Source organism: Flavobacteriales bacterium (assembly GCA_016779995.1).
Taxonomy (GTDB): Bacteria; Bacteroidota; Bacteroidia; order Flavobacteriales; family UBA7312; genus UBA8444.
This window is the reverse complement of record JADHMO010000014.1, coordinates 1-26,176: the sequence shown is the minus strand read 5'-3', so window position 1 is coordinate 26,176 and position 26,176 is coordinate 1. Positions and strand designations below refer to the sequence as shown.

The following is a 26,176-nucleotide window of genomic DNA, read 5'->3' as shown; positions in this document are numbered from 1 at the left end:
CAAAGTAAATTTACTCATATACATAAGAATTTACAAAAATATCATTTATATCTTACAAAACAGCCAAAGATAACATTAATAGTACTATTAAAACAAATTAGCTAAACTCTACTTCAACAAAGTTGTTAACACTCTAGAAAAACAAGCTTATTGAACCTTTTTTTTCATATAATTGACCGTCTTGACCTGTTGCATTCATGTAATAATAATACACTCCTTGTGTTAAATTATCGCCATCAAAGCTTAAACCATTCCACTTGAAATTGGGGTCAGTCCAGCTATAAACTAAAGAACCCCATCTGTTGAAAATTTTTACGCTAAATTCAGAAATAGCATTATTTTCTTCAAAAGAAAAACTGTCATTTATACCATCTCCATTTGGGCTAAAAGCATTGAACATTTCTTCCCAATCATTGATAGATAAATCAAAACCTTGCACCTCAATTACAACTGTTTTTTCATCGACACACTCATGTTCATCAGTCAATTGTAAACTTAGGTTGTATGTGCCAACAGATTCGTACTCATGGATTGGATTATAATCACTAGCACTTTCACCATCGTCAAAAGTCCATTGATAAAAACCTTCACTGCTATTATTTGTAAGCTGAATAGTCAAGGGCACATCACCAATGACTTTATCAACACTAAAATCCACAACCAAGGACACACTATCTCTTAATTGACAACCTTTACTGTCTATAACCTCAAAGTCATATAATTGAGAAGGATTAAAACTAAGTAAAGAATCGTTTGAAAAAATGGCATTTGTAAGATCTCTCCAATAGTACATATAAGGCTTTACTCCTCCATTTACTTCAGCAATTAAATCATTAGACTCACATCTCAAATTTAAAGTTAGTAAAGAAGGTTCTTTCAACTTTATTTCAACAGTATCGCTACACATATTAGCATCTAAAAGTATGAGCTGATAAGTTCCAGCTAATAAGCCCGAAAAACTATCACCGTTAACAGCCACTGCGCCATTACTTAAATAAACAGTGTAGGGCTGAGCAGCATTCAAAACACTCAGACCTATAGCACCAGTATTATCTCCATTACAATTGATGTGAGTAGTATCAGCGATTTCTAGACTACATTGTGCAAATGAAAAACTTGCTAATAAAGTGAAAAATAATAATGGAATTTTTTTCATAAATCAATGCACTAAATTAATCAAATTTTATCGCTAAACAATATGTTGAAAAATGATTTGAGTAATTGACAAATAAATTACATAATAGAATTAATTTTGAAGACAATTTCATACCCAAATACTTTTCATTTTGAGTGATTTTTTAAACGAATTAAACCCATCCCAAAAACAAGCCGTTCAGCACACAGAAGGGCCTCTTATGGTTATTGCTGGCGCAGGTTCTGGCAAGACTAGAGTACTGACTTACAGAATTGCTAACCTAATTAGCAAGGGTATTGACCCCTTCAACATTCTTGCTCTTACGTTTACCAATAAAGCCGCTAAAGAAATGAGAGAGAGGATAAATCAACTTATTGGTAGTGAAGCGCAAAATCTGTGGATGGGAACTTTTCACTCCATTTTTTCTAAAATCTTAAGGTTTGAATCTGATAAGTTGAATTATCCCCAAAATTTTACAATATATGACTCGGCGGACTCTAAGAATCTCATCAAAAGTATTGTCAAAGAACTCAATATAGACAAAGACATATACAAACCTAATGTAATTTTAGGGCGCATCAGCTCACTTAAAAACAACCTCATTTCTTACAAAGCCTATATGAGCGACTCTTCATTACAGGCTGAAGACGCAAGTAGAAAGCTAAACGAAATGGCTATGGTTTACAGAACCTATCAGAATAGACTTTTCACTTCTGGCTCAATGGACTTTGACGACCTGTTATTTAATACACATATATTGTTAAGAGATTTTCCTGAAACGCTTAACAAATACCAAAACAAATTCAAATACATTCTTGTTGACGAGTATCAAGATACCAATCAAGTTCAATACATGATTGTAAAACGTCTTGCTGCAATGAATGAAAACATCTGTGTGGTAGGCGATGATGCACAGAGTATTTATGCTTTTAGAGGTGCAAACATTCAAAATATTTTGAATTTTAAAAATGACTACCCTGATTTTCGCACTGTAAAACTAGAACAAAACTACCGCTCTACACAAACTATTGTTAATGCCGCCAATAGTGTCATTAAACACAATAAAAATCAGATTAAGAAAACCGTGTTTAGCAAAAATGGTGTCGGCGATATCATAAAAGTTTGTAAAACAATGAGCGATAATGAAGAAGGGCAAATCGTAGGGCAATCTATATTTGAAACACAGATGAACAATCAATGTTTCTTTAATGAGTTTGCTATACTTTACAGAACAAATGCCCAGTCTAGGTCTTTGGAAGAATCGCTGAGACGCAGAAATATTCCTTATAAAATCTACGGAGGCTTATCATTCTACCAACGTAAAGAGGTAAAGGATTTACTAGCCTATTTTAGACTAATCATAAATCCAAACGATGAAGAATCTTTAAAAAGAATAATCAATTACCCAGCGCGTGGAATTGGGACAACAACTATTCAAAAACTTATAGTCTGTTCACGAACAAATAAAGTCAGTATTTGGGAATGTATAGAAAACCCGTTTTACCACCCTAGAATTGGGGTTAACAATGGAACTTTACAAAAACTGAAGGCTTTTGCTCTTATGATGAACAGCTTTAAGGTTCAACTTCAAGAAGATGCTTTTATACTAGCAGAATCTATAGCCAAGTCCAGCACATTGCTAAAGGAGCTAGACAAAGACAAGACACCAGAAGGCGTAAGTCGTTATGAAAATGTACAAGAACTTTTAAATGCCATCAAGGAATTTGTTGAGAAAAATAAAAAAGTAGGTGAACCCCATACTTTAGATTACTTCATGCAAGATGTGGCACTCATTACCGACCAAGATAATGATGACAAAGATAATTTCAATAAAGTCACAATGATGACAATTCATGCTGCCAAAGGATTAGAGTTTCCATACGTTTATATCGTTGGTTTAGAAGAAAATCTATTCCCCTCACAATTAGCAGTACATTCTAGGGAAGAATTGGAAGAAGAAAGAAGATTGTTCTACGTGGCATTAACTAGAGCTAAGAAAAAAATTCAGCTTTCTTACGCTACAAGCCGATGGAGATGGGGTCAATTAACAGATTGTGAGCCTAGTCGTTTTTTACAAGAAATTGATGAAGAATTTTTGGATTGGCAATTCCAAACTAAGAGGAATTACCACCAAACCAAATCCAATGTAATACCATTTAGAGACAATACCAAAAACCCTTTTGTTAAAGCAAACAGCCCAAAAACAAAATTTATACCTAAACAAGCTCCTAGTCATCTTACAAAAGCTAATGCGGCTATGAGCAAAGTTGGTAGTGAAAACTCTAAAAACCAACAACTACAAGCGGGCATGCGTGTTAATCATGAACGCTTTGGACAAGGCAAAATTTTACAGATTGAAGGACTATCAGACAACAAAAAAGCCATTATTTTCTTCGATGGCTTAGGACAAAAAACATTACTTCTTAAATTTGCTAAATTAGATGTAATAGCCTAATTAGATTTGTAAAAAAAGCGTACATTCGAACATTATTATTTTACCTTATATATATGGAATTAGAATATAACACTTCTAGAAATAGATTAGTCATTTCAGAATATGGCAGACATATTCAAAAATTGGTAGAACATGCCATGACTTTAAAAAATAGAGACGAAAGACAAAAAATGGCTAACGGCATTATTGATATTATGGGAGAATTAAACCCACAATTAAGAGATGTTGTAGATTTCAAACATAAATTATGGGATCACTTATTTTACATTTCAAACTTTGAACTTGATGTGGATTCACCTTACGAAAAACCAGTCATAGAAAAACTATTCGAAAAACCAGAACCACTAAATTATCCTAACAGTAAAATCAAGTACAATCATTATGGAAAAGTTATTGAACTAATGATTGATGAAGCTGTAAAAATGGAAGACCAAGAGCTAAAGAGTAAACTCGTCATTGCTATAGCTAATCAAATGAAAAAATCTTACGTAAATTGGAATTTAGATACTGTTGAAGATGAGGTCATTTTAAATCAATTGTCAAAACTTTCAAAAAATAAGCTTAGTATACCTGAAGGAACAGAGCTTTCAAAGTTTGCTCCAAATCCAAAACAACAAAACCCTCAAGCTAAGAAGAAAAAGAAAAACAACAGAAATAATAAAAACCAACACAGAAACTAAATGAGTTCATTTATAATTGAAGGTGGAAGAAAATTAAGTGGCGAAATTGAGCCACAAGGAGCAAAAAATGAAGCTTTACAGATACTATGCGCAGTTCTTCTATCACCAGAAAAAATAACAATAAACAACCTTCCTGATATAGTAGATATTAATATCTTGATTGATTTATTATCTGATTTAGGTGTTAAAATTCAAAAATTAAGTCCAAGCAGCTATACTTTCCAATCTGACGAAATTAATTTAGACTACTTAACATCCGACGAGTTCAAAACTAAAGGTACAAGAATCAGAGGTTCTATTATGATTGTAGGACCATTGTTAGCACGTTTTGGAAAGGGTTATATTCCTAAGCCAGGTGGTGACAAAATAGGTAGACGAAGACTAGACACTCACTTTATAGGTTTTGAAAAACTAGGAGCTATTTTTACCTACGACTCAAAAGAGAGTTTCTACAGAGTAACAACAGACGGGCTAAAGGGAACGTACATGCTCCTTGACGAAGCATCAGTAACTGGAACTGCTAATATTGTTATGACTGCTGTAATGGCAGAAGGAACTACAACAATATATAACGCCGCTTGCGAACCATATCTCCAACAATTGTGCAAAATGCTAAATAGTATGGGCGCGAAGATTACTGGAATAGGCTCTAACTTACTTACCATTGAGGGAGTAGATTACCTTGGTGGATGTGAGCATACAGTCCTTCCTGATATGATAGAAATTGGCTCATTCATTGGCTTAGCCGCAATGACGCAATCTGAAATAACTATCAAAAACGTAAAATACGATGAGCTAGGAGTTATACCAAATGTCTTTAAAAAACTTGGTATTAAGCTCGAAAGACGTGGGGATGATATTTTTGTACCATCACAAGAAAGTTACGAAATTGAAAACTTTATCGATGGTTCTATACTAACCATTTCTGATGCCCCCTGGCCAGGCTTCACTCCTGATCTTTTGAGCATTGTTTTAGTTGTAGCAACACAAGCCAAAGGTAGTGTACTTATTCATCAAAAAATGTTTGAAAGTAGGTTGTTCTTTACGGATAAACTCATCGATATGGGTGCGCAAATTATTCTTTGCGACCCACACAGAGCATCGGTCATAGGGCTTGACAGAAAATCACCCCTTAGAGCTACTCGTATGACATCACCAGATATCAGAGCAGGTGTTTCGCTTCTAATAGCTGCATTATCGGCAGAAGGCACAAGTACCATTGATAACATTAATCAAATTGACCGAGGGTATCAAAATATTGATGAAAGATTAAATAAGCTAGGAGCTAATATTAAACGTGTAAACTAATACAATGAAATCATTTAAAATTTATTTAATCTTAGCCTTTCTAATTTCAAGTTTTAATCTTGATGCTCAATCATTAAATATAGGTGACAAAGCACCAGAATTAGCATTCAAAAACCCTAAAGAAGAAGTGTTGAAATTATCTTCTTTAAAAGGAAAGTATGTCATTATTGATTTTTGGGCTTCGTGGTGTGGACCTTGCAGAAGAGAAAATCCAAATCTAGTAAAGACCTACAACAAATTCAAAAATCAAAAATTTGAAAACGGAAATGGTCTTGAAGTGTATAGCGTTTCTTTGGATAAGAAATTTAGTAGTTGGCTTAAAGCGATGACTAAGGACAAACTGTTTTGGGAATACCACGTCAGTGACCTCAAGGGCTGGCAGTCTGACGGCGCTGCTATATATGGAGTTCGCTCAATTCCTCAAACTTTCATAATTGATGGAGGTGGTGTTATTATTGCTAAAAATTTGAAAGGAGAAGAATTAAACAACTTCTTGAATTCCAAAAAAATTAACTAACCCAAACTTTCGGCTTTAAAAAAAGTATATTTTCTGACAAAATGTCTAACATTTAGCTATTGGCACTTTTTTTGTCATAGATAAGTAGTAAAGATTAATTTTTATTTTAAAGATGGCAAAGAAAAAGAAAGAAACGAAAAAAGAAGAAAAAGCCAAAGAAGTAAAGCAAGAACTGACTATAGAAGAAAAATTTGCTGAACTTAACGATAAACATTTGCGACTTTTTGCAGAGTTTGAAAATTTTAAAAAGAGAACCGCTAAAGAACGTATGGACTTATACAAGACCGCCGGCGAAAGTGTTCTAACAGCATTACTGCCAGTCCTTGATGATTTTGAGCGTTCAATAAAAGCCAATCAAAAACAAGAAGACGAAGGTGTTGTTTTGATTTACAACAAACTAAAAAATATTCTTGAAACAAAAGGTCTAAAAGCTATGGAAGAACCCATAGGACAAGAACTTAATACAGACTATCACGAAGCTATTACTAATATACCTGCCCCATCAGATGATATGAAAGGCAAAATAATTGATGTAGTAGAAAAAGGATATTTTTTAAATGAAAAGGTAATTCGCTATGCCAAAGTGGTTGTAGCTAATAGCTAAATAAGATGAGTAAAAGAGATTATTACGAAGTACTTGGCGTAAGCAAATCGGCTAGTGAAAGTGAAATTAAAAAAGCCTATCGCAAGATGGCAATCAAATATCACCCTGATAAAAATCCAGACAATAAAGAAGCTGAAGAAAAATTTAAAGAAGCTGCTGAAGCCTATGATGTCTTAAGTAATCCAGACAAAAAACAACGTTACGACCAATTTGGACACGCTGGCATGGGCAACAGAGGTGGCTTTGGCGGAGGTGGCGGCATGAATATGGACGACATCTTTTCTCAATTTGGCGATATCTTTGGTGGTGGAGGTGGATTCGAAAGCTTCTTTGGTGGTGGCGGACGAAGTGGAGCTAGAAGACACAAAGGCTCGAACCTAAGAATTAAACTTAAACTCAATTTAGAAGAAGTCGCCAAGGGAGTTGACAAAAAAATAAAGGTTAAAAAATTAGTACAAGCCGAAGGTGTAACTTACAACAGTTGTAGCCAATGCCGAGGTACTGGACAAGTCACTAGAATAACCAACACCATACTTGGACAAATGCAAACTGCTCAAGCGTGTCCTGCCTGTCAAGGGATGGGGAAAACCATCGACAAAAGACCTAGTGGCACAGACGCCAACGGCATGCTTCAAAAAGAAGAAGTCGTAAGCATAAATATACCTGCTGGAGTAGAAGATGGTATGCAATTAAAAGTAAGCGGCAAAGGAAATGCAGCACCATTTGACGGATATTCGGGAGACTTAATCGTACTGATAGAAGTAGAAGCACACCAAGAACTGAAAAGAGAAAATAACAACCTTCATTACGATTGTTACATAAGCCTTGTTGACGCAGTACTTGGCAATGATGTTGTAATACCTACTATTTCAGGAAAAGCTAAAATAAAAATTGAGTCTGGCACACAAAGTGGTAAAATCTTAAGACTTAAAAATAAAGGTTTACCATCGTTAAATGGCTATGGAAAAGGTGATTTACTTGTTCACATCAACGTTTGGACCCCTCAAAACTTAACTAAAGAAGAACAAAAAATATTCAACTCTTTTAAAGATTCAAAAAGTTTTACCCCAAACCCAACAGCCTCTGACAAGTCATTCTTTGAAAGAGTAAAAGATATGTTCAACTAAAACAATTGGAACAACATGGCGTTAAAGGTAACAATGGCAAGAGTTTTAATCTTAATTTGTTTTCTGTTTAGCGCAAAAATCTTTGCTCAGCAAACAGTATCTCTATCTATCGGACAGTCCATAAAAGTACCTTTAATGGGGTACAATTCTGACATGTCTAACACGCCAAAGTGGAGTAATACAGAATTTAGTCAAGCTATAAAAGAATTACATACCTCAACCCTCAGATATCCCGGAGGAAGTAACAGCTTATATTGGGATTGGAAAACAGGTTGGACCTTGTCCTATCAAGAACTTGTACCAATACTACAAAAACAAAACTTCTCTTTCAATAGTAAATACATCACCGATGCAAAGCAGTTAAAGGAATTAACCCAACAAAACAGAAAAAGCAATTCATTTTGGAGGCAACTGTATCGTTACAATAAAAAAACTCCTAAATACAATACCATTAGCGAGTTTTCTAAAGGGTTAAAAGCAACACAATCCAAAGGAGTCTTTACGCTAAACGTCATTAGTAGCCATCTAGATAAAGAACTAGGCATGTTAAAAGCTATTGAGCAAAATGGTACACAACCTAAATTTGTTGAACTCGGAAATGAAGTATACGCTGAAAACTTATTGACTAAACACATTTACCCTACTGTCGATAACTACATAGATACATGTATAAAATGGTCAGAAGCTATTTGGCAAGAATTTCCTGATGTGCATATCGGTGTTGTAGGTGGTGATAAAAATAGAAGAACAAGAGAATGGAACAAAAAGCTATCCTTAGCCTTACAGAATAAATTTAAAGACAAAGAATCTCAAATTCACTTTATTCTACATTATTACAGTCATTTTAAACATCCTGAATACGATTTCAATACGAATATGGGATATAGACAACTTGTAGCTTACCCGATGCTAGACTTAGAATTTAAGCTTAAAAACTGGAGATGGAATACCACACAACCATTCACTACTTGGGTTACTGAATTCAATATGATTGAACAAAAACCTTATACTATAAATAACACTTGGGCACACGGACTACTAGTTTCAAGTCAAATCAATCAACTGTTAAGAAAAACAAAGGCAGAAATGTTTCATTTTCATAGTATAGGTGCAGAAAGCTTTCCTGTATTTTCAGCTCTTCAACTAATGACTAAAGACAGCACCTACCTACAACCAACAACTAGTGGCATAGTAACCGCTATTTGGAATAAGCTAACCCACAATGCCGAGCAACTTTATCAAATTAATGTAAATACTAAAAAATGGAACCTCAACTACAAAGCAAAAAGTAAAGAAAATCCGAATAATTTAAGTGAAGAAAAAAATATTACTTTTACACCTATTCACGCCTATATCAGTTATGAAAAAGGAAAAGCTAAACTTCTCATTGTCAATTTATCTGAAGAACTTATTTCTACAGATTTGAGCTCAATAATAGGTAATTGTGAAATGACTCAATACTATGCAAAGCCTACCAGCAAAATAGTCAAAGTCAACAAACAAAAATTAAAAGGAATGGTAGAATTAGAACCCTACTCCATTAGTTTACTTGAAGAATGAACATACTAGAAATCAAGCATGTAATAAAAGAGTATGAAAATAAAAAAGCTCTGGACTCCATTTCTTTGAATGTTAATGAAGGAAAAATTTTCGGTCTATTAGGACCTAATGGTGCTGGCAAGACGACACTAATAAGAATTATCAATCAAATTACAGCTCCAGACAAGGGAGAAATTCTTTTTTGTGGTGAACGTTTTAAAAGAGAACATATCCAAAACATTGGCTATTTGCCAGAAGAAAGAGGCTTGTATAAGAGTATGAAAGTAGGCGAACAGTGCCTTTACTTAGCTCAGCTAAAAGGTCTGTCAAAAAACGAGGCTAAACAAAAAATCCATCAGTGGTTCAAAAAGTTAGATATGTTGGATTGGCTGAATAAGAAAGTAGAAGAACTTTCCAAGGGTATGGCGCAAAAAGTACAATTTGTTAGCACCGTATTACACCAGCCAAAACTTATTATTTTAGATGAACCATTTACAGGTTTTGACCCTATTAATAGTGAAATTATTAAAAACGAAATTATTGCACTAAAAGAAAATGGAAGTACTATAATTTTATCGACCCATCGAATGGAATCGGTAGAAGAACTATGTGACGACATAGCCTTAATCAACTCGGGACAATGTATTCTTAAAGGAAGTGTCAATGAAATAAAAAATAACTTTAAAGAACACATCTTCGAGGTTCAATTTGAAGGCACTATCCAAAATGAAATTCAGCACTTCGACACACTAGTGATAGAGTCAAGGTACGGAATATTTAGGGCTAAGAATAAAGAAAATACCCATACTTTAATTAAACAACTCGTAGAGCAGGTTAATGTCACTAGCTTTAATGAAAAACTACCTACTATAAATGATGTGTTCATACAATCTGTAAATAATGAATAAACTATTTCTAATTATAAAAAGAGAATACCTGTCTAGGGTTAGAAAGAAGAGTTTTATAATTATGACTCTTTTAACTCCTTTGTTTATGATTGGAGTATTTGTTATTCCTATACTACTAGCTTCAAGTAGTGAAGATAAGACCACGATAGCAATTATTGATAATAATAAGTTCAATGAATTTCGTTTAACTTCAAGTCACAATCTAGAGTATACCTATCTCAATGAATTGAACTTAGAACAACATAAAACCACATTAATTGAAACCTATGACTTTCTGTTACACATTCCAGAAATTGATTCAATACAACAGATAGAAAGTAACGTAGAAGTATATTCGATTAATCAGATGAGTTTGTCCATCAAACAAAATGTAGAAAATCAAATCGATAAAAAATTAACGAATATATACCTCTTACAGAGTGGCATAAATCCTGACCAAATAAAGAAATCTGAAAGTAAGTCAACAATCAAAACTTATGTTGTTGATGAACAAGGAGAAAACACAAAAGGTAATTCCGAAGCTAGTTTCGGAATAGGTCTAGTAGGTGGATTTTTAATATACATATTCATCTTTATGTACGGCACTATGGTCATGCGAAGTGTGATAGAAGAAAAAACCAATAGAATTGTTGAAATTATTATATCATCAGTAAAACCATTTGAACTGATGTTAGGCAAAATTATTAGTGTTGCCCTGGTCGGCTTGAGTCAATTTGCTATGTGGATAATACTAGGCTTTGTTTTTCTTTTAATAGCTAACGGCTTCATTTCTGCAGACATAGATGTGACGAACTTAAATGCCAACGAAGCAGTTTTATCCTCTGAAATAAGCACATCTTTAATGGCATTGCCAATAAAATCTTTGTTGTTTGTTTTCCTCATTTATTTTATTGGGGGATATTTGTTGTACGGTTCCTTATTCGCTGCCATTGGCTCTGCATCAGATCAAGAAACAGATAGCCAACAGTTTATTGTCCCTATCACTATACCACTCATTGTTTCCTTTGTACTAGTGCAAGTAGTAATTGACAACCCTCATGGTGGTTTAGCATATTGGCTATCTATGATTCCGTTTACATCGCCTATTATTATGATAGCAAGAATTCCCTTTGGAGTACCACTACACGAGTTAATACTTTCCATAAGTCTGTTGATAGGTGGATTCTTACTAACCACTTGGGTAGCAGCAAAAATTTATAGAGTAGGCATTCTTATGTACGGCAAAAAGATTAGCTACAAAGAGTTGTGGAAATGGTTAAAATATACAGATTAAAATATGCGAATTGCTATCATTGACTTAGGAACAAACACATTTAATTTATTGATTTGTGATAAAACAGGTGAAAGTCAAAAAACCATTTTTAAAAATAAAATTGCTGTTAAATTAGGAGAAGGAGGTATAGATAAAGGTATCATTGCTCAAGCTCCTTACCAGAGAGGAATTAAAGCCTTAGAAGACCACCTAATTACTATAAAAGAACATAAGGTGGATAAGGTAAGAGCTTTTGCTACGTCTGCTATACGTTCCACAAAAAATGGTGGTGATTTTGTCAGCGAAGTTTTTGAAAAACTAGCTTTAAAAATAGAAGTTATCGATGGAGATAAAGAAGCAGAACTGATTTATCAAGGTGTCAAAAAAACAATACAATTTGACTTAGATTATAAGCTCATAATGGATATTGGTGGTGGTAGTACTGAATTTATAATTGCCAATGCAGAGGGTGTTCAATGGAAAAAAAGTTATCAATTAGGGGTTTCAAGACTTAAAGAATTATTCAAACCCAAAGATCCTATTACTCAAGAAGAAATACAAACGATTGAGCATCACTTGAAAAGTGAGCTAAAAGATTTGATTGAGAATATCCAAGCCTTTCCATGCAAAACATTGATTGGCTCATCGGGTTCATTTGATACCTTAGTAGAAATGATTGGATATAAATTCAATAATTTAGAATTGAAAAATAATAAATCATCTTGTGACCTCGATTTGGAACACTATAAGTGGGCTCAAGATTTTCTGATTCAAAGTACACTTGCTGAAAGACTAAATACCAAAGGAATCGTTACTATGCGAGCTGATATGATAGTTCTATCAGTTTTACTCATCAATTTTGTATTGAGAGAATTTGATATTCAAGACATAATACGCTCAAAATACGCCCTAAAAGAAGGTGCTATGCACTACTATTTTTAAAGGTAATCTTCAGCCTTTTGCAAGACAGTAGGAATTCCTGAAGCATCTTTACCTCCTGCGGTAGCAAAAAATGCTTGACCACCCCCACCACCTTTAATTTCTTGAGCTAACTCTCTTACCATATTACCTGCATGCAAGCCTTTGGCTTGAGATAGCTTTTCAGAAAGTGCAATAGTAAGCGTTACTTTACCATCAGTTTGTGAAGCTAATACTAAAAGAAGATTGTCATTAGACTTGGTTAGCTCAAAAGCTAAGTTTTTAATGGTCTTAGCATCAAGCTCTACCGATTTGGCAATAAAATCTACACCATTAATCTCTTTGGACTCTTTTAACAAATCAGTTTTTAAATCTCCAGCCTTTGCAGTATTCAGTTGTGCAACCTTTTTATTTAGTTGTTGATTTTCTTCTATCAACTGACGAACAGACTTCATCACGTCCTGTGTTTTGAGCATAGTTCCTAGCTCATTTATCATGCTTAGTCTGTCCTCATAGAACGACATGGCTTGTTCAGAAGAAATTGCCTCTACCCTTCTTATTCCAGAAGCTACAGCGCTTTCAGAAACTATTTTGAACAAGCCTATATGACTAGTAGATGGTACGTGAATACCTCCACATAATTCTGCCGATGTGCCAAACTTTATTACACGCACTACATCGCCATACTTTTCACCAAATAATGCCATAGCACCCATTTCTTGTGCTTTTTCAATGGGCAAATTACGGTGTTCTTCAAGTAATAAATTCTGACGTATTTTTTGATTAACCTTATCTTCAATAAGCTTTATTTCCTCAGATGAAACTTTAGAGAAATGCGAAAAATCAAAACGCAAATATTCAGCATTAACTAAAGAACCTTTTTGACTAACATGATCTCCTAAAACTTCTCTAAGTGTTTCATGTAAAAGGTGTGTTGCGGTATGATTATTGGCTGTTCTATTTCTTTTATCAATATCTACTTTAGCAACAAATTTTGCAGAAGTATTCTTTGGTAATTCAGTACAGAAATGAACAATTAAGTTATTTTCCTTTTTAGTATCTAAAATCTCAATAGTTTCATTGTCACTTGAAAGAGTACCAGTATCACCAACCTGACCGCCTCCCTCTGGATAAAACGGTGTTAAATTAAAAACCAATTGATAAAATTCTTCGCCCTTTTGCTTAACCTTTCTGTGTCTTACAATCTTAACCTTAGATTCTGTTAGGTCGTAACCAACAAACTCCTCAACTTCGTCCTCGTAAATTACTACCCAATCTTCAGTTTCTAAAGACGAAGCTTGACGTGATCGATTTTTCTGTTCTTCTAAAAATGAATTGAACTCATCAATATTGACCTGAAAACCTTTTTCCTGAGCTAGTAACTGAGTAAGGTCAATTGGAAATCCGTAAGTATCGTATAACTCAAAAGCATCTTTTCCAGAAAGAACATCGTTGTTGACTTGAAGACTTTCAAATCTAGCGATTCCCACATCTAAGGTATTGAGAAAGGAATTTTCTTCTTCTTGAATGACTTTTTGAATAAGCTCAAATTGAGAGTTGAGTTCCTCAAACTGACCGCCCATATTTTGAACTAGGACCTCAACCAGTTGATACATGAATGGTTCTTTAGCATCTAAAAAGGTAAAAGCATAACGTACAGCACGTCTTAAAATTCGTCTAATAACGTAACCAGCACCAGTATTTGATGGCAATTGACCATCGGCAATAGAAAAAGATACCGCTCTGAGATGATCAGCAATAACACGCATAGCAATGTCATCTTTTTCATCTTTACCATATATTTTGTTTGAAAGCGATGCTATCTTTTGAATCAAAGGTTGAAAAATGTCCGTATCATAATTGGATTGCACACCTTGTAAAACCATACACAAACGCTCGAAACCCATACCCGTATCGACATGCGTTTGAGGTAATTTTTCTAAACTACCGTCGGATTTGCGGTTGTATTGCATAAAGACCAAATTCCAAACCTCAATAACTTGAGGATGATCAGCATTTACTAAGGTTTTGCCATCTACTTTACTACGTTCTTCATCAGAACGAATATCTATGTGTATTTCTGAGCAAGGACCACAAGGACCTGTATCACCCATCTCCCAAAAATTATCTTTTTTGTTGCCATCAATAATTCGACTACTATCTATGAGGGTTGACCAAATATCAAAAGCTTCATTATCTTTTTGAAGATTATCTTCCTTACTTCCTTCAAAAACAGAAACATAAAGTCTGTCCTTATCAATCTTATAAACTTCAGTTAACAACTCCCATGCCCATTCGATAGCATCTTTTTTAAAGTAATCTCCAAAAGACCAATTACCAAGCATCTCAAACATGGTATGGTGATAGGTATCATAACCGACTTCTTCTAAATCATTATGCTTTCCAGAAACTCTCAAACATTTTTGAGTATCGCAAACCCTAGCATATTTCGGATTAGAATTGCCCAAAAAATAATCCTTAAATTGATTCATACCAGCATTGGTAAACATAAGAGTAGGATCATCTTTAACTACCATAGGAGCCGATGAAACAGTATGGTGATTTTTACCTTCAAAAAAGTCTAAAAATTGTTGACGAATAACTTTCGATTTCATTATTTTTCTATTTCAAATTCACACCCTCTTGTTAACAATAACCAGCGAGTAATCGCATATTATCTGCGAATTAATTACTTTTGTGGCAAATTTAGCCAAAATACCTTATGAAAAAGGCAAAGTATTTTTACGATAAAAAAACTCTTTCATTCAAGAGAATAGAAAAAACTTGGAAAACAAGACTTAAAAATATCCTCGTTTTTTTATCTGCTAGTAGCTTTTTTGGACTACTTATGGTTATTGCTGCTTTTAATTTCTTTGACAGCCCAAAAGAAAAGATGCTAAAAAGGGAATTAGATAAATTAGTACTAGAATATGAATTAATGGATAAAAATTTGGTACAGCTTGCAGCAGTACTAGAAAATATTAAAGACCGAGACGATAATATCTACCGTGTTATTTTCGAAGCAGACCCCATACCTAACTCCATACGTAAAGCTGGTATTGGTGGTGTCAATCGCTACAAAGATTTAGAAGGCTATAACAATTCCGATTTATTGATATCCACTTCTAAGAAAATTGACCAAATATCTAAGCAACTTTATATACAATCTAAATCCTTTGATGAAGTCATAGATATGGCTTTAAAAAAGTCGGAAATGATGGCTTCTATACCAGCTATTCAACCCGTCAAGAACAAAGAGTTAAAACGAATAGCCTCTGGTTATGGAAGGAGAATAGACCCCTATTATAAGAAGCTTAAATTTCACTATGGTGTAGATTTTTCGGCACCTAAAGGCACCCCTATTTACGCTACAGGAAATGGTACAGTTGCTAAGGTCCAGAAAAGTAGAAGAGGATTTGGTAATCATGTGGTGATAAATCACGGCTTTGGCTACGAATCTTTATATGCTCATATGACAAAATATACAGTCAGAAAAGGGCAAAAAGTAAAAAGAGGTGATATCATAGGATATGTTGGTAGTAGTGGAAAATCTACTGCTCCTCACCTTCACTATGAGGTCCATAAAGACGGTAAGAAAATTAATCCTGCTTATTACTTCCACAACGACTTATCACCAGAAGAGTTTGATCGTATGCTAGAACTTTCTTCGCAAGAAAACCAATCTTTCGACTAATGCCTTACAAAGATAAACCAATAGAAAAATTATATTACTCCATTGGTGAAGTGTCAAAAACACTCAATGTCAACGTTTCTCTAGTTCGATTTTGGGAAAAGGAGTTTGATATCCTTCAACCTAAAAAAAATAAAAAAGGTAATAGAATGTTTACGGCAGCAGATTTTGAAAATCTGAAGTTGATATTTCATCTTGTCAAAGAGAGAGGATTTACCCTAGAAGGTGCGAAAAACAAACTCAAAGAAAACAAAGAAGATACTATAAATAATTTTGAAATTATATCAAGATTAAAAGAAATAAGAAGCTTCTTAGTAGAGCTTAAAGAAGGACTCTAGATAATCTCTAAATCATTTTTAGAAATTCCCTTACTATCGAATAAATAGTATACAGCCTCCCTACCCTTATTCCCTAGCTCTAGTGAATACTCATTGACATACAATTGAATATGACTATTCATCACGTCAATATCCATCTCTTGAGCGTGTTGTTTAACATAGTCGTGTGATTCTTGTGGAAACTTAAAAGCGAACTCTATAGAACGTCTTAACACCCGTTGTATCTTTTTCTGTACAGAACTATCTAAAGATTTTGAAACTACAATGCCACCCAAAGGTATGGGTAATTGTGTTTGTTCTTCCCAATATTCTCCTAAGTCCATCAGCTTTTCTAAACCCTTTTCTTGATAGGTAAATCGATTTTCATGAATGATAACGCCAGCATCAACCTCACCTTTCAATACAGCATCTTCTATTTCTGAAAACAACATTTCTTTTGTATTGGTATTGTTTGGAAATGCTAATGAAAATAAACTATTGGCCGTAGTATATTTACCAGGAATAGCCACTAAGGATTGAGCATTAAATGACTTAATCATATCTTGTTTTGCAATCAGTAGAGGACCACATTTTTCACCCAAAGCAGAACCAGAACTGAGTAGGGCGTACTTTTTAAAAAGGTGTAAAAAAGCGTTGTAAGATAGTTTAGTGACATCTACCTTATTATCAAAAGCCATCACATTCAAGGCTTCAACGTCGTGTAACTGAACTTCAAATTCTAAACCCTCAGTATCCACCTTATGATGAACCATAGCATCAAAAATGAAGGTATCATTAGGACAAGGAGAATATGCTAAAGTCAACTTCATAGTGTGGAAATGAAATTTTGTAGCTCTTTATTTAAGTTAATTATGGCTTTAGTCATATCCCATTTAGACTTATTTCTTTTCTCTACATAATTGGAAATGGAACGAATTTGAACACAAGGCACATTAGCTTCTTGACAAGCCAACATACAAGCAGCTCCTTCCATACTTTCCACTTGTGGATTGAGTCTATGCACAATTTTCATAATGGACAACTCATCGCCATGCACCGTATTTACAGTAATGCCTCGCACCGATTTTAATTGTGTTCTTTTGGGCATTTGCACTCGATTTTTCATTTCTAGATTCATTTCCTCAGGTGTTAGAAATCGATTGCCATCTTGAGCTCCTAACTCCGATAAATAATCTTCATTGACTTCAACAACATCTCCGAGTTCTAGAGACCTATTAAATGAACCTGCTACACCTGCATTAATTACCAAATCATAGTGCTTAGATTTAAGTGCATTAGTTACGGCAATAGCAGTAGAAACCATACCAACACCACTTACAAGGTGATTGTCTAAAGCTATGCTAAGCTCTTCTTTTGTAGCCGTAACAACTAATACATTCATAGTGCAAAGATACCAATTCCTTTGTGTAAAAGGTCGTATATTTGCCGAGCTCAAAAGGAAAATATGATTTACATTACTCGAAGAGAACGATTTAACGCCGCTCACATGCTCTGGAACTACAATTGGAATGAGCAGAAAAACATTGAAGTTTTTGGGAAATGTGCCAACAAAAACTGGCACGGCCATAATTTCGAATTATTCGTTACGGTCAAAGGAAAAGTCAATGCAGATACTGGTTTTGTAGTTAATTTAAAAGATTTAGCTAAAATCATTAAAGAAAAAGTAATTGATAAGTTAGACCACAAGAATCTTAATCTCGATGTCGATTTTATGAAAGATAAAATGGCATCTACTGAAGTTCTAGCTATAGCTATTTGGCAAGAATTAGAAGCAAACATTATGCAGTTAGGAGCTACATTACATTGCATCAAGGTTCAAGAAACAGAAAATAACTTCGTTGAATATTTTGGAAAATAAGAAATGGGAGCATACAAAAAAGAAGAACAATACGATAGTAAAAACATAGAATCGCTAAAAGAACATTATTCTAAAGTGTTGGAACTGATAGGTGAAGACCCCTCAAGAGAAGGCTTGATAAAAACCCCTGAGAGAGTAGCTAAAGCTATGCAATTTCTTACTCAGGGATACGAAATGAATGCAACAGAAATATTACAATCTGCTATGTTTTCAGAAGATTACAGCCAAATGGTTCTTGTTAAAGAAATTGAATTTTACTCCTTGTGCGAACACCACCTCCTTCCTTTTTTTGGGAAAGCTCATATAGCCTACATTCCTGATGGTAATATTGTAGGTCTAAGTAAATTGCCAAGAGTCGTGGATGCCTTCTCAAGAAGACTACAAGTCCAAGAACGATTGACCAACGAAATAAGAGATTGCATTCAAGACACTTTGAAACCTAAAGGAGTAGCCGTAGTAATGGAAGCACGTCATTTATGTATGCAAATGAGAGGGGTTGAAAAACAAAGCTCACTCACTACTACATCGGCATTTTCTGGTGCTTTTCTGGAAAGCGAAAAGACAAGATTAGAGTTTATGAATTTAATACGTTAAAAACACGATTATGAAAGCATATGTTTTCCCCGGACAAGGGGCACAATTTACTGGAATGGGTAAGGATTTATTTGATAACTCTGAACTAGCAAAAAGTCTTTTTAAACAAGCTAATGATAGTTTAGGATTTGACATTACTCGCATAATGTTTGAAGGTGAAAAAGAAGATCTTACCCAAACTAAAGTTACCCAACCAGCTATTTTTTTACACTCCGTTATACTTGCCAAAGTATTAGGAAGTCAATTCAAAGCCGATATGGTTGCTGGTCATTCTTTGGGCGAATTCTCTGCTCTTGTTGCTGCCAACTACATGACTTTTGAAGATGGGCTAAAATTAGTCTATAACCGTGCCTTGGCTATGCAAAAAGCCTGTGAGCAAAACCCTTCTACTATGGCAGCAATTTTAGGACTTGAAGATAAAATCGTAGAAGAGGTATGCCAAAGTATAAATGGAGTGGTTGTTCCTGCCAACTATAACTGCCCTGGTCAATTGGTAATTTCTGGTTCTAATGAAGCTATTGCAGAGGCTTGTCAAAAATTAACTGACGCTGGTGCAAGAAGAGCGTTACAATTGCCTGTTGGAGGTGCTTTCCATTCTCCACTTATGGAACCCGCCCAAATTGAATTAGCAGCGGCTATTGAAAGTACACCATTCAAAAAAGGTGACTGCCCAATTTATCAAAATGTTACTGCTAAAGCGGAAACTAATCCTGAAGAAATAAAAAGCAATTTGATAAAACAACTGACAGCTTCTGTCAAATGGACTCAGACCATGCAACAAATGCAAAAAGATGGATTAACATCTGTAACTGAAGTTGGTCCGGGAAAAGTATTGCAAGGTTTATTCAAAAAGATGGATAGAGCTTTAGAGACCGAAAGTGCTCAAATACTATAACATTTGATTTTTTAGAGTACCACTATTTACTAACATATGCCAATGTTTGTTGGTAAAGCACTTAGAGTACAAAGAAGATTGATGAAGGTTATGACAGTCAGTACCTACATAATCCACCATATTATTTTCAATTAGTTTTTCAGCCATTGCTTTGGCTGGCGGGCCATAATAGCCTAATAGAGAAAGTAGATTTAATTGAAGACTTAAAGAGCGTGTTTTGTAGGTTTGTAAATCTTCAAAAGTCATAAAACCATAGCGTTCTGGATGTGCCAAAATAAGCTTGTAACCAGCAAGTTGTAATTTAAAAATAGCATCTCCAAAATTGGGAGGCGCAGAAATAAAAGAGGTTTCTATCAACATCTGATTATTTCCCATTGTTAAAAATTTCTCGCCAGAATCGACTTTGGCTTCAAAATCATAATCAATGTAGTACTCTGCTGCTGCCGAGACCTCAACATCAATAGATTGTTTTTTTAACTCATCTTGCAAATCTTTCAATCCACCCAAAATAATTTCAGGTGTATTTCTATAAAAATCGTGCATTATATGAGGAGTAGTGACAACTTTCTTAAAACCTAAAGATTGTAAATTCTTAATAATTTGAACTGAGGTTTCTAAATCAGGAGAACCATCATCAATACCTGCAATCAAGTGTGAATGCATATCGCAAACTAATGAATCAAAATTTATAGGTTCAAGATTTTTATCTTTTCTTTTAAAAAATGAAAACATTATTGGTATTGGTTTTGATAGTAGTTTTGGTATTCTCCAGAGGTTACATTATCTAACCAATCTTGATTATTAAGGTACCAGTCTATTGTTTTTTCTAGCCCTTCAGCAAATTGCAACGAAGGCTCCCACCCTAGTTCGGTTTTGATTTTAGTGGCATCGATAGCATAACGCTTATCGTGTCCAGGTCTATCTTTTACAAAAGTAATTAGTTGTGCGGAACTGCCCTGCTCTCTTCCTAATTTCTCATCCATAATACCACAAAGTAGTTTTATCAAATCAATATTAGTCCACTCATTAAATCCACCGATATTATATGTGTCACCTATTTTACCATTATGGAAAACTGTATCAATAGCCCTTGCATGATCGACAACATATAGCCAATCCCGAGTAAATAAGCCATCTCCATATACTGGTAAAGATTTATTGTTTCTTATGTTATTAATAAATAATGGAATCAGCTTTTCAGGAAATTGATTTTCACCGTAATTATTAGAACAATTAGAAATCATAAACGGGAGACCATAGGTATTACCATAGGCTCTCACAAAGTGGTCAGAACTTGCTTTCGATGATGAATAGGGAGACTGTGGGTCATATGGCGTTGTTTCTAAGAAAAAGCCTTCAGCTCCTAAAGAACCATACACCTCATCTGTTGATACATGATAAAACAATTTGCCATCGAAATTTTTTCTCCAAAGATTTTTAGCCGCATGCAATAGGTTAAAAGTCCCTACAACATTGGTTTGAATGAATTCTAAGGGATTAGAAATGGAACGATCTACATGAGATTCAGCAGCTAAATGTATAACACCATCAAATTTATACTTATCAAACAAATCGTTGATAAAATTAGAATCAACAATGTCACCTTTTTCAAAAATATAATTGGACTTATTTTGGATATCTTTAAGATTTTCTAGATTTCCGGCATAAGTAAGTTTATCTAAATTGACAATCTGTGTATCAGGATATTTGTTTACAAATAACCTCACTACATGAGAGCCAATAAATCCTGCCCCACCTGTTATTAGAATCGTTTTCATCACACAAATATTTATCTCAACAAATGTAATCAATAAATCTATCAAATCTTCGTTAGTAATTGCGTTGATAATATTTAACTTAGCATAAAATTTTTCAAATGAAGTTTTCAACTGTTTTACTAATACTCTTAAGCACTTTACGGATATATGCTCAAGGTGAAGATGCTAAAGAAAAGGTAGTTTTTATTTCGCCTTTCTATGAACTACAGTTTCCTTTAGCAGATATGAAAGCTGACTTTGGTGTAAACTCTAATTTAGGTTTAGAACTATCTTTAATAAATGACAATAATATCTATTTATCATTAAGTGGTTCTTTTTTGTTTGGTAGCCAAGTCAAGGACACGACTATTCTTGACCACTTGATGGATGACAATTATAATATCATTGACAAAAATGGTCAAATAGCAGAAATTCTTCTCAGCGAAAGAGGTTTTAACACTAACTTAAAGTTAGGCTATCTATACCCAATCATGCACGAAAATTCTGGACTATTAGCTTATGGTAGTATCGGATTTCACCAACATAAAATACGAATTGATGTCAAAAACTCTACCGTTCCTCAATTGGATACTGAACATAAAAAGATGTACGACCAATTGGCCAGTGGACTGAGTACATCAGCATTTATGGGTTATTTAAGCATCAGTAAAAAAAGTGGCATACATTTTTATGCAGGTATGGAATTGATGCGAGCCTTTTCATACAATCAAAGAAGTTACAACCACATTGTTGGCGGCCCAATAGACGAAATGCGAAACGATTCATTCTTGGGCTTTAAATTTGGATGGATAGTCCCAATCAGTAAGCGTTCAACAAGGGAGTTCTATTATTTTTAATAGATGAATTTAATTTATCAAATAATCATTCGACTTTACGGGGCAATCATTTATCTATCTAGTCCCTTTTCATTAAAAGCTAGGCAATGGCTGAATGGAAGAAAAAATTTAGAGGATTATTTGCCAGACGGCACAACAGAGAAAGTTATTTGGTTCCATTGTGCTTCATTAGGCGAGTATATGCAAGCCAAACCTATTATTGAGGCTTTAAAACAAAGACATTCAGAACATAAAATTTTACTTACATTTTTCTCTCCTTCTGGTTATTTAAATGCTGGAAAAAATGAGCATGTAGATTATAAAGCCTATTTACCTTTAGATACTTCAGCTAATGCTGATAGCTTTTTAGATAGGACAAAACCTAAAATTGCCATTTTTATAAAGTCAGAATTGTGGCCTAACTTTTTCAAAAAACTGCATCATAAATCAATTCCAACATATGTAGTTTCGGCTATTTTTAGACCCCAACACTATCTTTTTAAATTTTATGGAAAATGGCACCTTGGCATACTAAAAGACGTTAGTCATTTCTTTGTTCAAGATGAAGTATCCAAAACTCTGTTGAATAATAAAGGTATTCATCAAGTTACAGTTAGCGGAGACAATAGATACGACAAAGTATTTGAAGATAGTATTCAATCAAAAGAAATTCCTTACATCAAATCATTTAAAGGTTCTCGCCCACTAATAGTAGCTGGAAGCACTTATAAAATTGATAGTAAAATGCTGATAAACATCAGCAATAGAATGCCAGAAGTAAAATTTATTTTAGCTCCTCATGAAATAGAACTTTGCAATGATTTAAAAAAATATGGTTTACTCTACAGTCAAGCTAATAAAGATAACGTCAAAAATCACTCTATTTTAATCATAGATAGTATTGGAATTTTATCACAATTGTATCAATACGCCAACCTTAGTTACATTGGAGGTGCTTTTGGTAAGGGATTACACAATATTCTCGAGGCAATAGCCTTTGGCTCGTATGTATTTTTTGGTCCTAAATTCCATAAATACGAAGAAGCAAAAGAAGCGATTCGTGCAGGTATTGCACAAAGTATCAAGAACGAATATGAGTTAGAGACAGCTATTAAACAACTTATTGACCATAGAAGCCATAGTGAAAATGACGCTTTAGCCTTTATTTCAGAAAAAAAAGGTGCAAACACAATGATTATTAATGCTATAAATGATGCGATTTAAGTCATTTTTAAGGTTTTAGAATTTTGTTTATCGGCAAATATCCCATTTCATCCATATAATTTTATTAGTCGTCAAAAACTATAGTGCTATATTCAAAAAAGTAGCGTTTCTTTGTTGTGGAAAAGACGAATACAGAGCTTACTTCTCTGATTTTATGTTAATTATACTGACATAGACTTATTTACCTCCCTTAAGCAAAAAGCACTCAGAAATGAGTGCTTTTTATATTTAATCCTAAAATAAGCGGCACTCGATTGTCCTTTAAGCCTGAATTTTAAGCCTTTAGTATTAGCGTGATCTTGCGAACTGTTTTCGATAACTTCACTAATACTTAATTAGAGTTTTTGCTATTGTCGTGGTCTTTTAACCACCGCAACAGCTTAAAACTCTTTTTTTTGTAGCTATAAAGTATATTTGAATAACTTAAAACAAAAAAGCCCTCGATTATTCGAGGGCTTGTACCCAGGGCGGGACTTGAAACCCTGTGTTACCATTTATTAATCTTTTTAGATTCATAGCTGTTAACATAACACATTTCTGATTAAAATATCTTATTCATAAAAAATATTAGATGTTTAAATAAGTTTCATTTGGTTTAAATAAGTAATATAATTGTTGGGAATATGTTGGGAATTATTAAATTTGAACAAACAAATCATTAATGGCAACAATCAAATACCAGCTAAAAGGAAAGTCTGACACTTTATCAATTTACCTAAGGTTAAGTTTGGGTAGAGGGAGGGACTATATGAAAAAAACAGGCTTTACTATTGCTAAAAATCAATGGAGTTATTCTAAAGGATACCCTAAACAAACAAGTCCTATCAACAAAAATTTGGCTGTAGATTTAAAAGCATTAGAGACTCACATCTACAATAAGGTAAATCAAGCCAATGCTAGTAATGAAATTTTAAATAGCACTTGGTTAGGTTTTCAAATTGATTTATTCTTTAAGAGAGTAAGCGAAACAACCCAAAGTGATTTTGTTTTAGACTTAATTCAGAATTTAATAGATAATGCTAATACTATAAACAATTCTAAAGGAGGTATTGGATTATCTAAATCAAGAATACAAGCATATAAAAGATTAAAAACTTTATTTTCAGAATTTCAAAAGAACAAAAGCATAAGATTAATTCAATTAAACTCAATGTTATTGAATGAGTTTAGGTCTTGGCTTTTAACAGACAATAATTACTCTGCTGTATATTCAAATAAAAAAATAGCTGATTTACGTGTAGTTTGTAGATACGCCAATTCAAAAGGATTGCCCCTTCCAATTGATTTTCATTCATTTAAATTAGGTGAAATTAAGACTTATGATGATGATGAAGATGTTGTTTATTTAAATAAAAATGAAATAGAACGAATAGAAGAGGTTGATTTAAAATCAGAAGCATTAGTTAATGCCAGAAAGTGGCTCGTTATAGCTTGCCACATAGGACAAAGAGGTCAAGATTTATTGAAAGTTGCTGATTCTAGAGTCTTTAAAACAAAGGAAGATGGAAATCTTATAATTGATATAACACAACACAAGGGAAATAAAAAGGTTACCATTCCTGTTCATCCTAAGGTTGAAGAAATCTATAGAAATGGGCTTCCTTACAAAGTATCAACCCAAAAGTTAAATAAATACTTTAAGAAAATTTGTGAACTTGCAGAGATAAACGATTTAACTGTTGGAAAACTATATGACCCTAAAACTAAAAGAAAAGTAAAGGGCACAAGACCAAAGTATATGTACATTACAACACATACTGGCAGACGTTCATTTGCAACTAATTACTACTATAACAAAGAAGCAAGCACTCCTATGATTATGAGTGTTACAGGTCACACAAAGGAAAGTACTTTTCTTAAATACATAAACAAGAGTGATGAAAGCCATATAGCACCAATGATGAAAATCTTTAAAAAAGAGCAAAAGAATAAACCAAAACTAAAGTTTCTTAAAAAAGCTTAAAAATGAGTACAGACAACATTGAGAAATCAACAGGAAAATTGTTTCGTAAAATAAAAGATACTGTTTCTGATTATGATTTACACTTTCTACTTAAAACATACTCTAATAACTATAATACTGAGTTACTAAAAATTTTGAAAGGTGATTTAGAAAGATATATATCCTACAGGGAGATTAGTCTTTATGAAGATATGACTCCTGTCAATTTTATAGAACACTTATCTTTTTTAGTGAAAAATGATTTTTCTATTCCCTTTTTAAAAAGTAACTCAAAAGAAGTTTTAAGTTATCAAATAAAAATCGGTGATTATATTCAAAATAATATTGAAGAATTAAAAAGCTACAATACTTATTCGCTAAAAGCACTTGCATTAAAATCCCCTCTATATCAAATTTTATCAGATTTATTTTGTGATATTGACATTAAGGAAGTATTTGATTTGGAAGAGTTAATTTTCAAATATGAGTTTAAAAACTGGAGAAAATTTATTGAGCTAATAGATGAAAAGTTGAACAACTCACCCACAATCAAGAAAATTGAAACACTAAAATGGAAAGGAACTAAAGCAGATTTTGT

The 26,176-nt window shown here is 33.7% G+C and carries 25 protein-coding genes; 19 read left to right on the top strand and 6 right to left on the bottom strand.

What is annotated here, in order from left to right; translation table 11 throughout:
- Positions 1-133: 133 nt before the first annotated feature.
- On the bottom strand, positions 134-1,156 hold the full coding sequence (locus tag ISP71_07850; GenBank protein ID MBL6663999.1) for a gliding motility-associated C-terminal domain-containing protein: 1,023 nt from the start codon (positions 1,154-1,156) through the stop codon (positions 134-136).
- 127 nt (positions 1,157-1,283) lie between these two features.
- On the opposite strand from ISP71_07850, the gene ISP71_07845 reads away from it, so the two are divergent.
- From ISP71_07845 to ISP71_07800, 10 genes are all read left to right on the top strand, one after another.
- Positions 1,284-3,590, top strand: coding sequence for a UvrD-helicase domain-containing protein (locus ISP71_07845; GenBank protein MBL6663998.1), 2,307 nt, complete (start codon positions 1,284-1,286; stop codon positions 3,588-3,590).
- Between the two features lie 47 nt (positions 3,591-3,637).
- Positions 3,638-4,270 (top strand): DUF4290 domain-containing protein, encoded by a 633-nt coding sequence (locus ISP71_07840; GenBank protein ID MBL6663997.1) that lies wholly within the window; start codon positions 3,638-3,640, stop codon positions 4,268-4,270.
- A complete protein-coding gene (gene murA, locus ISP71_07835; protein ID MBL6663996.1) occupies positions 4,271-5,578 on the top strand; it encodes a UDP-N-acetylglucosamine 1-carboxyvinyltransferase in 1,308 nt (435 codons plus the stop codon).
- Between the two features lie 4 nt (positions 5,579-5,582).
- Positions 5,583-6,095, top strand: a complete 513-nt coding sequence (locus ISP71_07830) for a TlpA family protein disulfide reductase (GenBank protein MBL6663995.1) — start codon at positions 5,583-5,585, stop codon at positions 6,093-6,095.
- Between the two features lie 112 nt (positions 6,096-6,207).
- Positions 6,208-6,699 carry a nucleotide exchange factor GrpE gene (locus ISP71_07825; GenBank protein MBL6663994.1) on the top strand — a complete coding sequence of 164 codons (492 nt, stop codon included), beginning with the start codon at positions 6,208-6,210 and terminating at the stop codon, positions 6,697-6,699.
- Positions 6,700-6,704: 5 nt separating this feature from the next.
- The gene (dnaJ, locus tag ISP71_07820) at positions 6,705-7,826 is read left to right on the top strand and encodes a molecular chaperone DnaJ (GenBank protein ID MBL6663993.1); all 1,122 of its coding nucleotides are present in this window, start codon (positions 6,705-6,707) and stop codon (positions 7,824-7,826) included.
- A 15-nt stretch (positions 7,827-7,841) separates the two neighbouring features.
- A complete protein-coding gene (locus ISP71_07815) occupies positions 7,842-9,386 on the top strand; it encodes a hypothetical protein (GenBank protein ID MBL6663992.1) in 1,545 nt (514 codons plus the stop codon).
- Positions 9,383-10,273, top strand: a complete 891-nt coding sequence (locus ISP71_07810; protein MBL6663991.1) for an ATP-binding cassette domain-containing protein — start codon at positions 9,383-9,385, stop codon at positions 10,271-10,273. Before ISP71_07815 ends, ISP71_07810 begins: the two co-directional genes overlap by 4 nt.
- A gap of 61 nt (positions 10,274-10,334) precedes the next feature.
- The gene (locus ISP71_07805) at positions 10,335-11,546 is read left to right on the top strand and encodes an ABC transporter permease (GenBank protein MBL6663990.1); all 1,212 of its coding nucleotides are present in this window, start codon (positions 10,335-10,337) and stop codon (positions 11,544-11,546) included.
- Between the two features lie 3 nt (positions 11,547-11,549).
- Positions 11,550-12,467, top strand: a complete 918-nt coding sequence (locus tag ISP71_07800) for a phosphatase (protein ID MBL6663989.1) — start codon at positions 11,550-11,552, stop codon at positions 12,465-12,467.
- Here the strand turns inward: ISP71_07800 and alaS are convergent.
- Complete coding sequence (gene alaS / locus ISP71_07795) at positions 12,464-15,058, bottom strand: alanine--tRNA ligase (GenBank protein ID MBL6663988.1); 2,595 nt, start codon at positions 15,056-15,058, stop codon at positions 12,464-12,466. The two genes, ISP71_07800 and alaS, sit on opposite strands and share 4 nt — an antisense overlap.
- A 107-nt stretch (positions 15,059-15,165) precedes the next feature.
- On the opposite strand from alaS, the gene ISP71_07790 reads away from it, so the two are divergent.
- On the top strand, positions 15,166-16,137 hold the full coding sequence (locus ISP71_07790) for a M23 family metallopeptidase (protein ID MBL6663987.1): 972 nt from the start codon (positions 15,166-15,168) through the stop codon (positions 16,135-16,137).
- A complete protein-coding gene (locus ISP71_07785) occupies positions 16,137-16,472 on the top strand; it encodes a MerR family transcriptional regulator (GenBank protein ID MBL6663986.1) in 336 nt (111 codons plus the stop codon). The genes ISP71_07790 and ISP71_07785 overlap by 1 nt, the downstream gene beginning before the upstream one ends.
- On the opposite strand, the gene ISP71_07780 is transcribed toward ISP71_07785, so the two are convergent.
- Positions 16,469-17,281, bottom strand: coding sequence for a 1,4-dihydroxy-6-naphthoate synthase (locus ISP71_07780; GenBank protein MBL6663985.1), 813 nt, complete (start codon positions 17,279-17,281; stop codon positions 16,469-16,471). The two genes, ISP71_07785 and ISP71_07780, sit on opposite strands and share 4 nt — an antisense overlap.
- Complete coding sequence (gene mqnB / locus ISP71_07775; GenBank protein ID MBL6663984.1) at positions 17,278-17,853, bottom strand: futalosine hydrolase; 576 nt, start codon at positions 17,851-17,853, stop codon at positions 17,278-17,280. Before mqnB ends, ISP71_07780 begins: the two co-directional genes overlap by 4 nt.
- 63 nt (positions 17,854-17,916) lie before the next feature.
- Here mqnB and ISP71_07770 point away from each other — a divergent pair, with 63 nt between their 5' ends.
- The 3 genes from ISP71_07770 to fabD are packed head-to-tail and all read left to right on the top strand — an operon-like array spanning position 17,917 to position 19,819.
- Positions 17,917-18,330 (top strand): 6-carboxytetrahydropterin synthase, encoded by a 414-nt coding sequence (locus tag ISP71_07770; protein ID MBL6663983.1) that lies wholly within the window; start codon positions 17,917-17,919, stop codon positions 18,328-18,330.
- Positions 18,331-18,333: 3 nt separating this feature from the next.
- On the top strand, positions 18,334-18,924 hold the full coding sequence (gene folE, locus ISP71_07765) for a GTP cyclohydrolase I FolE (protein MBL6663982.1): 591 nt from the start codon (positions 18,334-18,336) through the stop codon (positions 18,922-18,924).
- A 10-nt stretch (positions 18,925-18,934) separates the two neighbouring features.
- Complete coding sequence (gene fabD / locus ISP71_07760) at positions 18,935-19,819, top strand: ACP S-malonyltransferase (GenBank protein MBL6663981.1); 885 nt, start codon at positions 18,935-18,937, stop codon at positions 19,817-19,819.
- Here fabD and ISP71_07755 read toward each other — a convergent pair.
- On the bottom strand, positions 19,814-20,482 hold the full coding sequence (locus ISP71_07755; protein ID MBL6663980.1) for a capsular biosynthesis protein: 669 nt from the start codon (positions 20,480-20,482) through the stop codon (positions 19,814-19,816). The genes fabD and ISP71_07755 overlap by 6 nt on opposite strands.
- Positions 20,483-20,550: 68 nt before the next feature.
- The gene (gene rfbB / locus ISP71_07750) at positions 20,551-21,597 is read right to left on the bottom strand and encodes a dTDP-glucose 4,6-dehydratase (GenBank protein ID MBL6663979.1); all 1,047 of its coding nucleotides are present in this window, start codon (positions 21,595-21,597) and stop codon (positions 20,551-20,553) included.
- A gap of 98 nt (positions 21,598-21,695) precedes the next feature.
- Here rfbB and ISP71_07745 point away from each other — a divergent pair, with 98 nt between their 5' ends.
- From ISP71_07745 to ISP71_07730, 4 genes are all read left to right on the top strand, one after another.
- Positions 21,696-22,433: a hypothetical protein gene (locus ISP71_07745; protein ID MBL6663978.1), complete on the top strand. Its 738-nt coding sequence runs from the start codon at positions 21,696-21,698 to the stop codon at positions 22,431-22,433.
- Between the two features lie 3 nt (positions 22,434-22,436).
- Positions 22,437-23,636, top strand: coding sequence for a 3-deoxy-D-manno-octulosonic acid transferase (locus ISP71_07740; GenBank protein MBL6663977.1), 1,200 nt, complete (start codon positions 22,437-22,439; stop codon positions 23,634-23,636).
- 661 nt (positions 23,637-24,297) lie between these two features.
- The gene (locus ISP71_07735; protein MBL6663976.1) at positions 24,298-25,599 is read left to right on the top strand and encodes a phage integrase SAM-like domain-containing protein; all 1,302 of its coding nucleotides are present in this window, start codon (positions 24,298-24,300) and stop codon (positions 25,597-25,599) included.
- A gap of 2 nt (positions 25,600-25,601) precedes the next feature.
- Positions 25,602-26,176 (top strand): hypothetical protein (locus tag ISP71_07730; protein ID MBL6663975.1); only part of this gene is annotated, 575 nt, incomplete at its 3' end.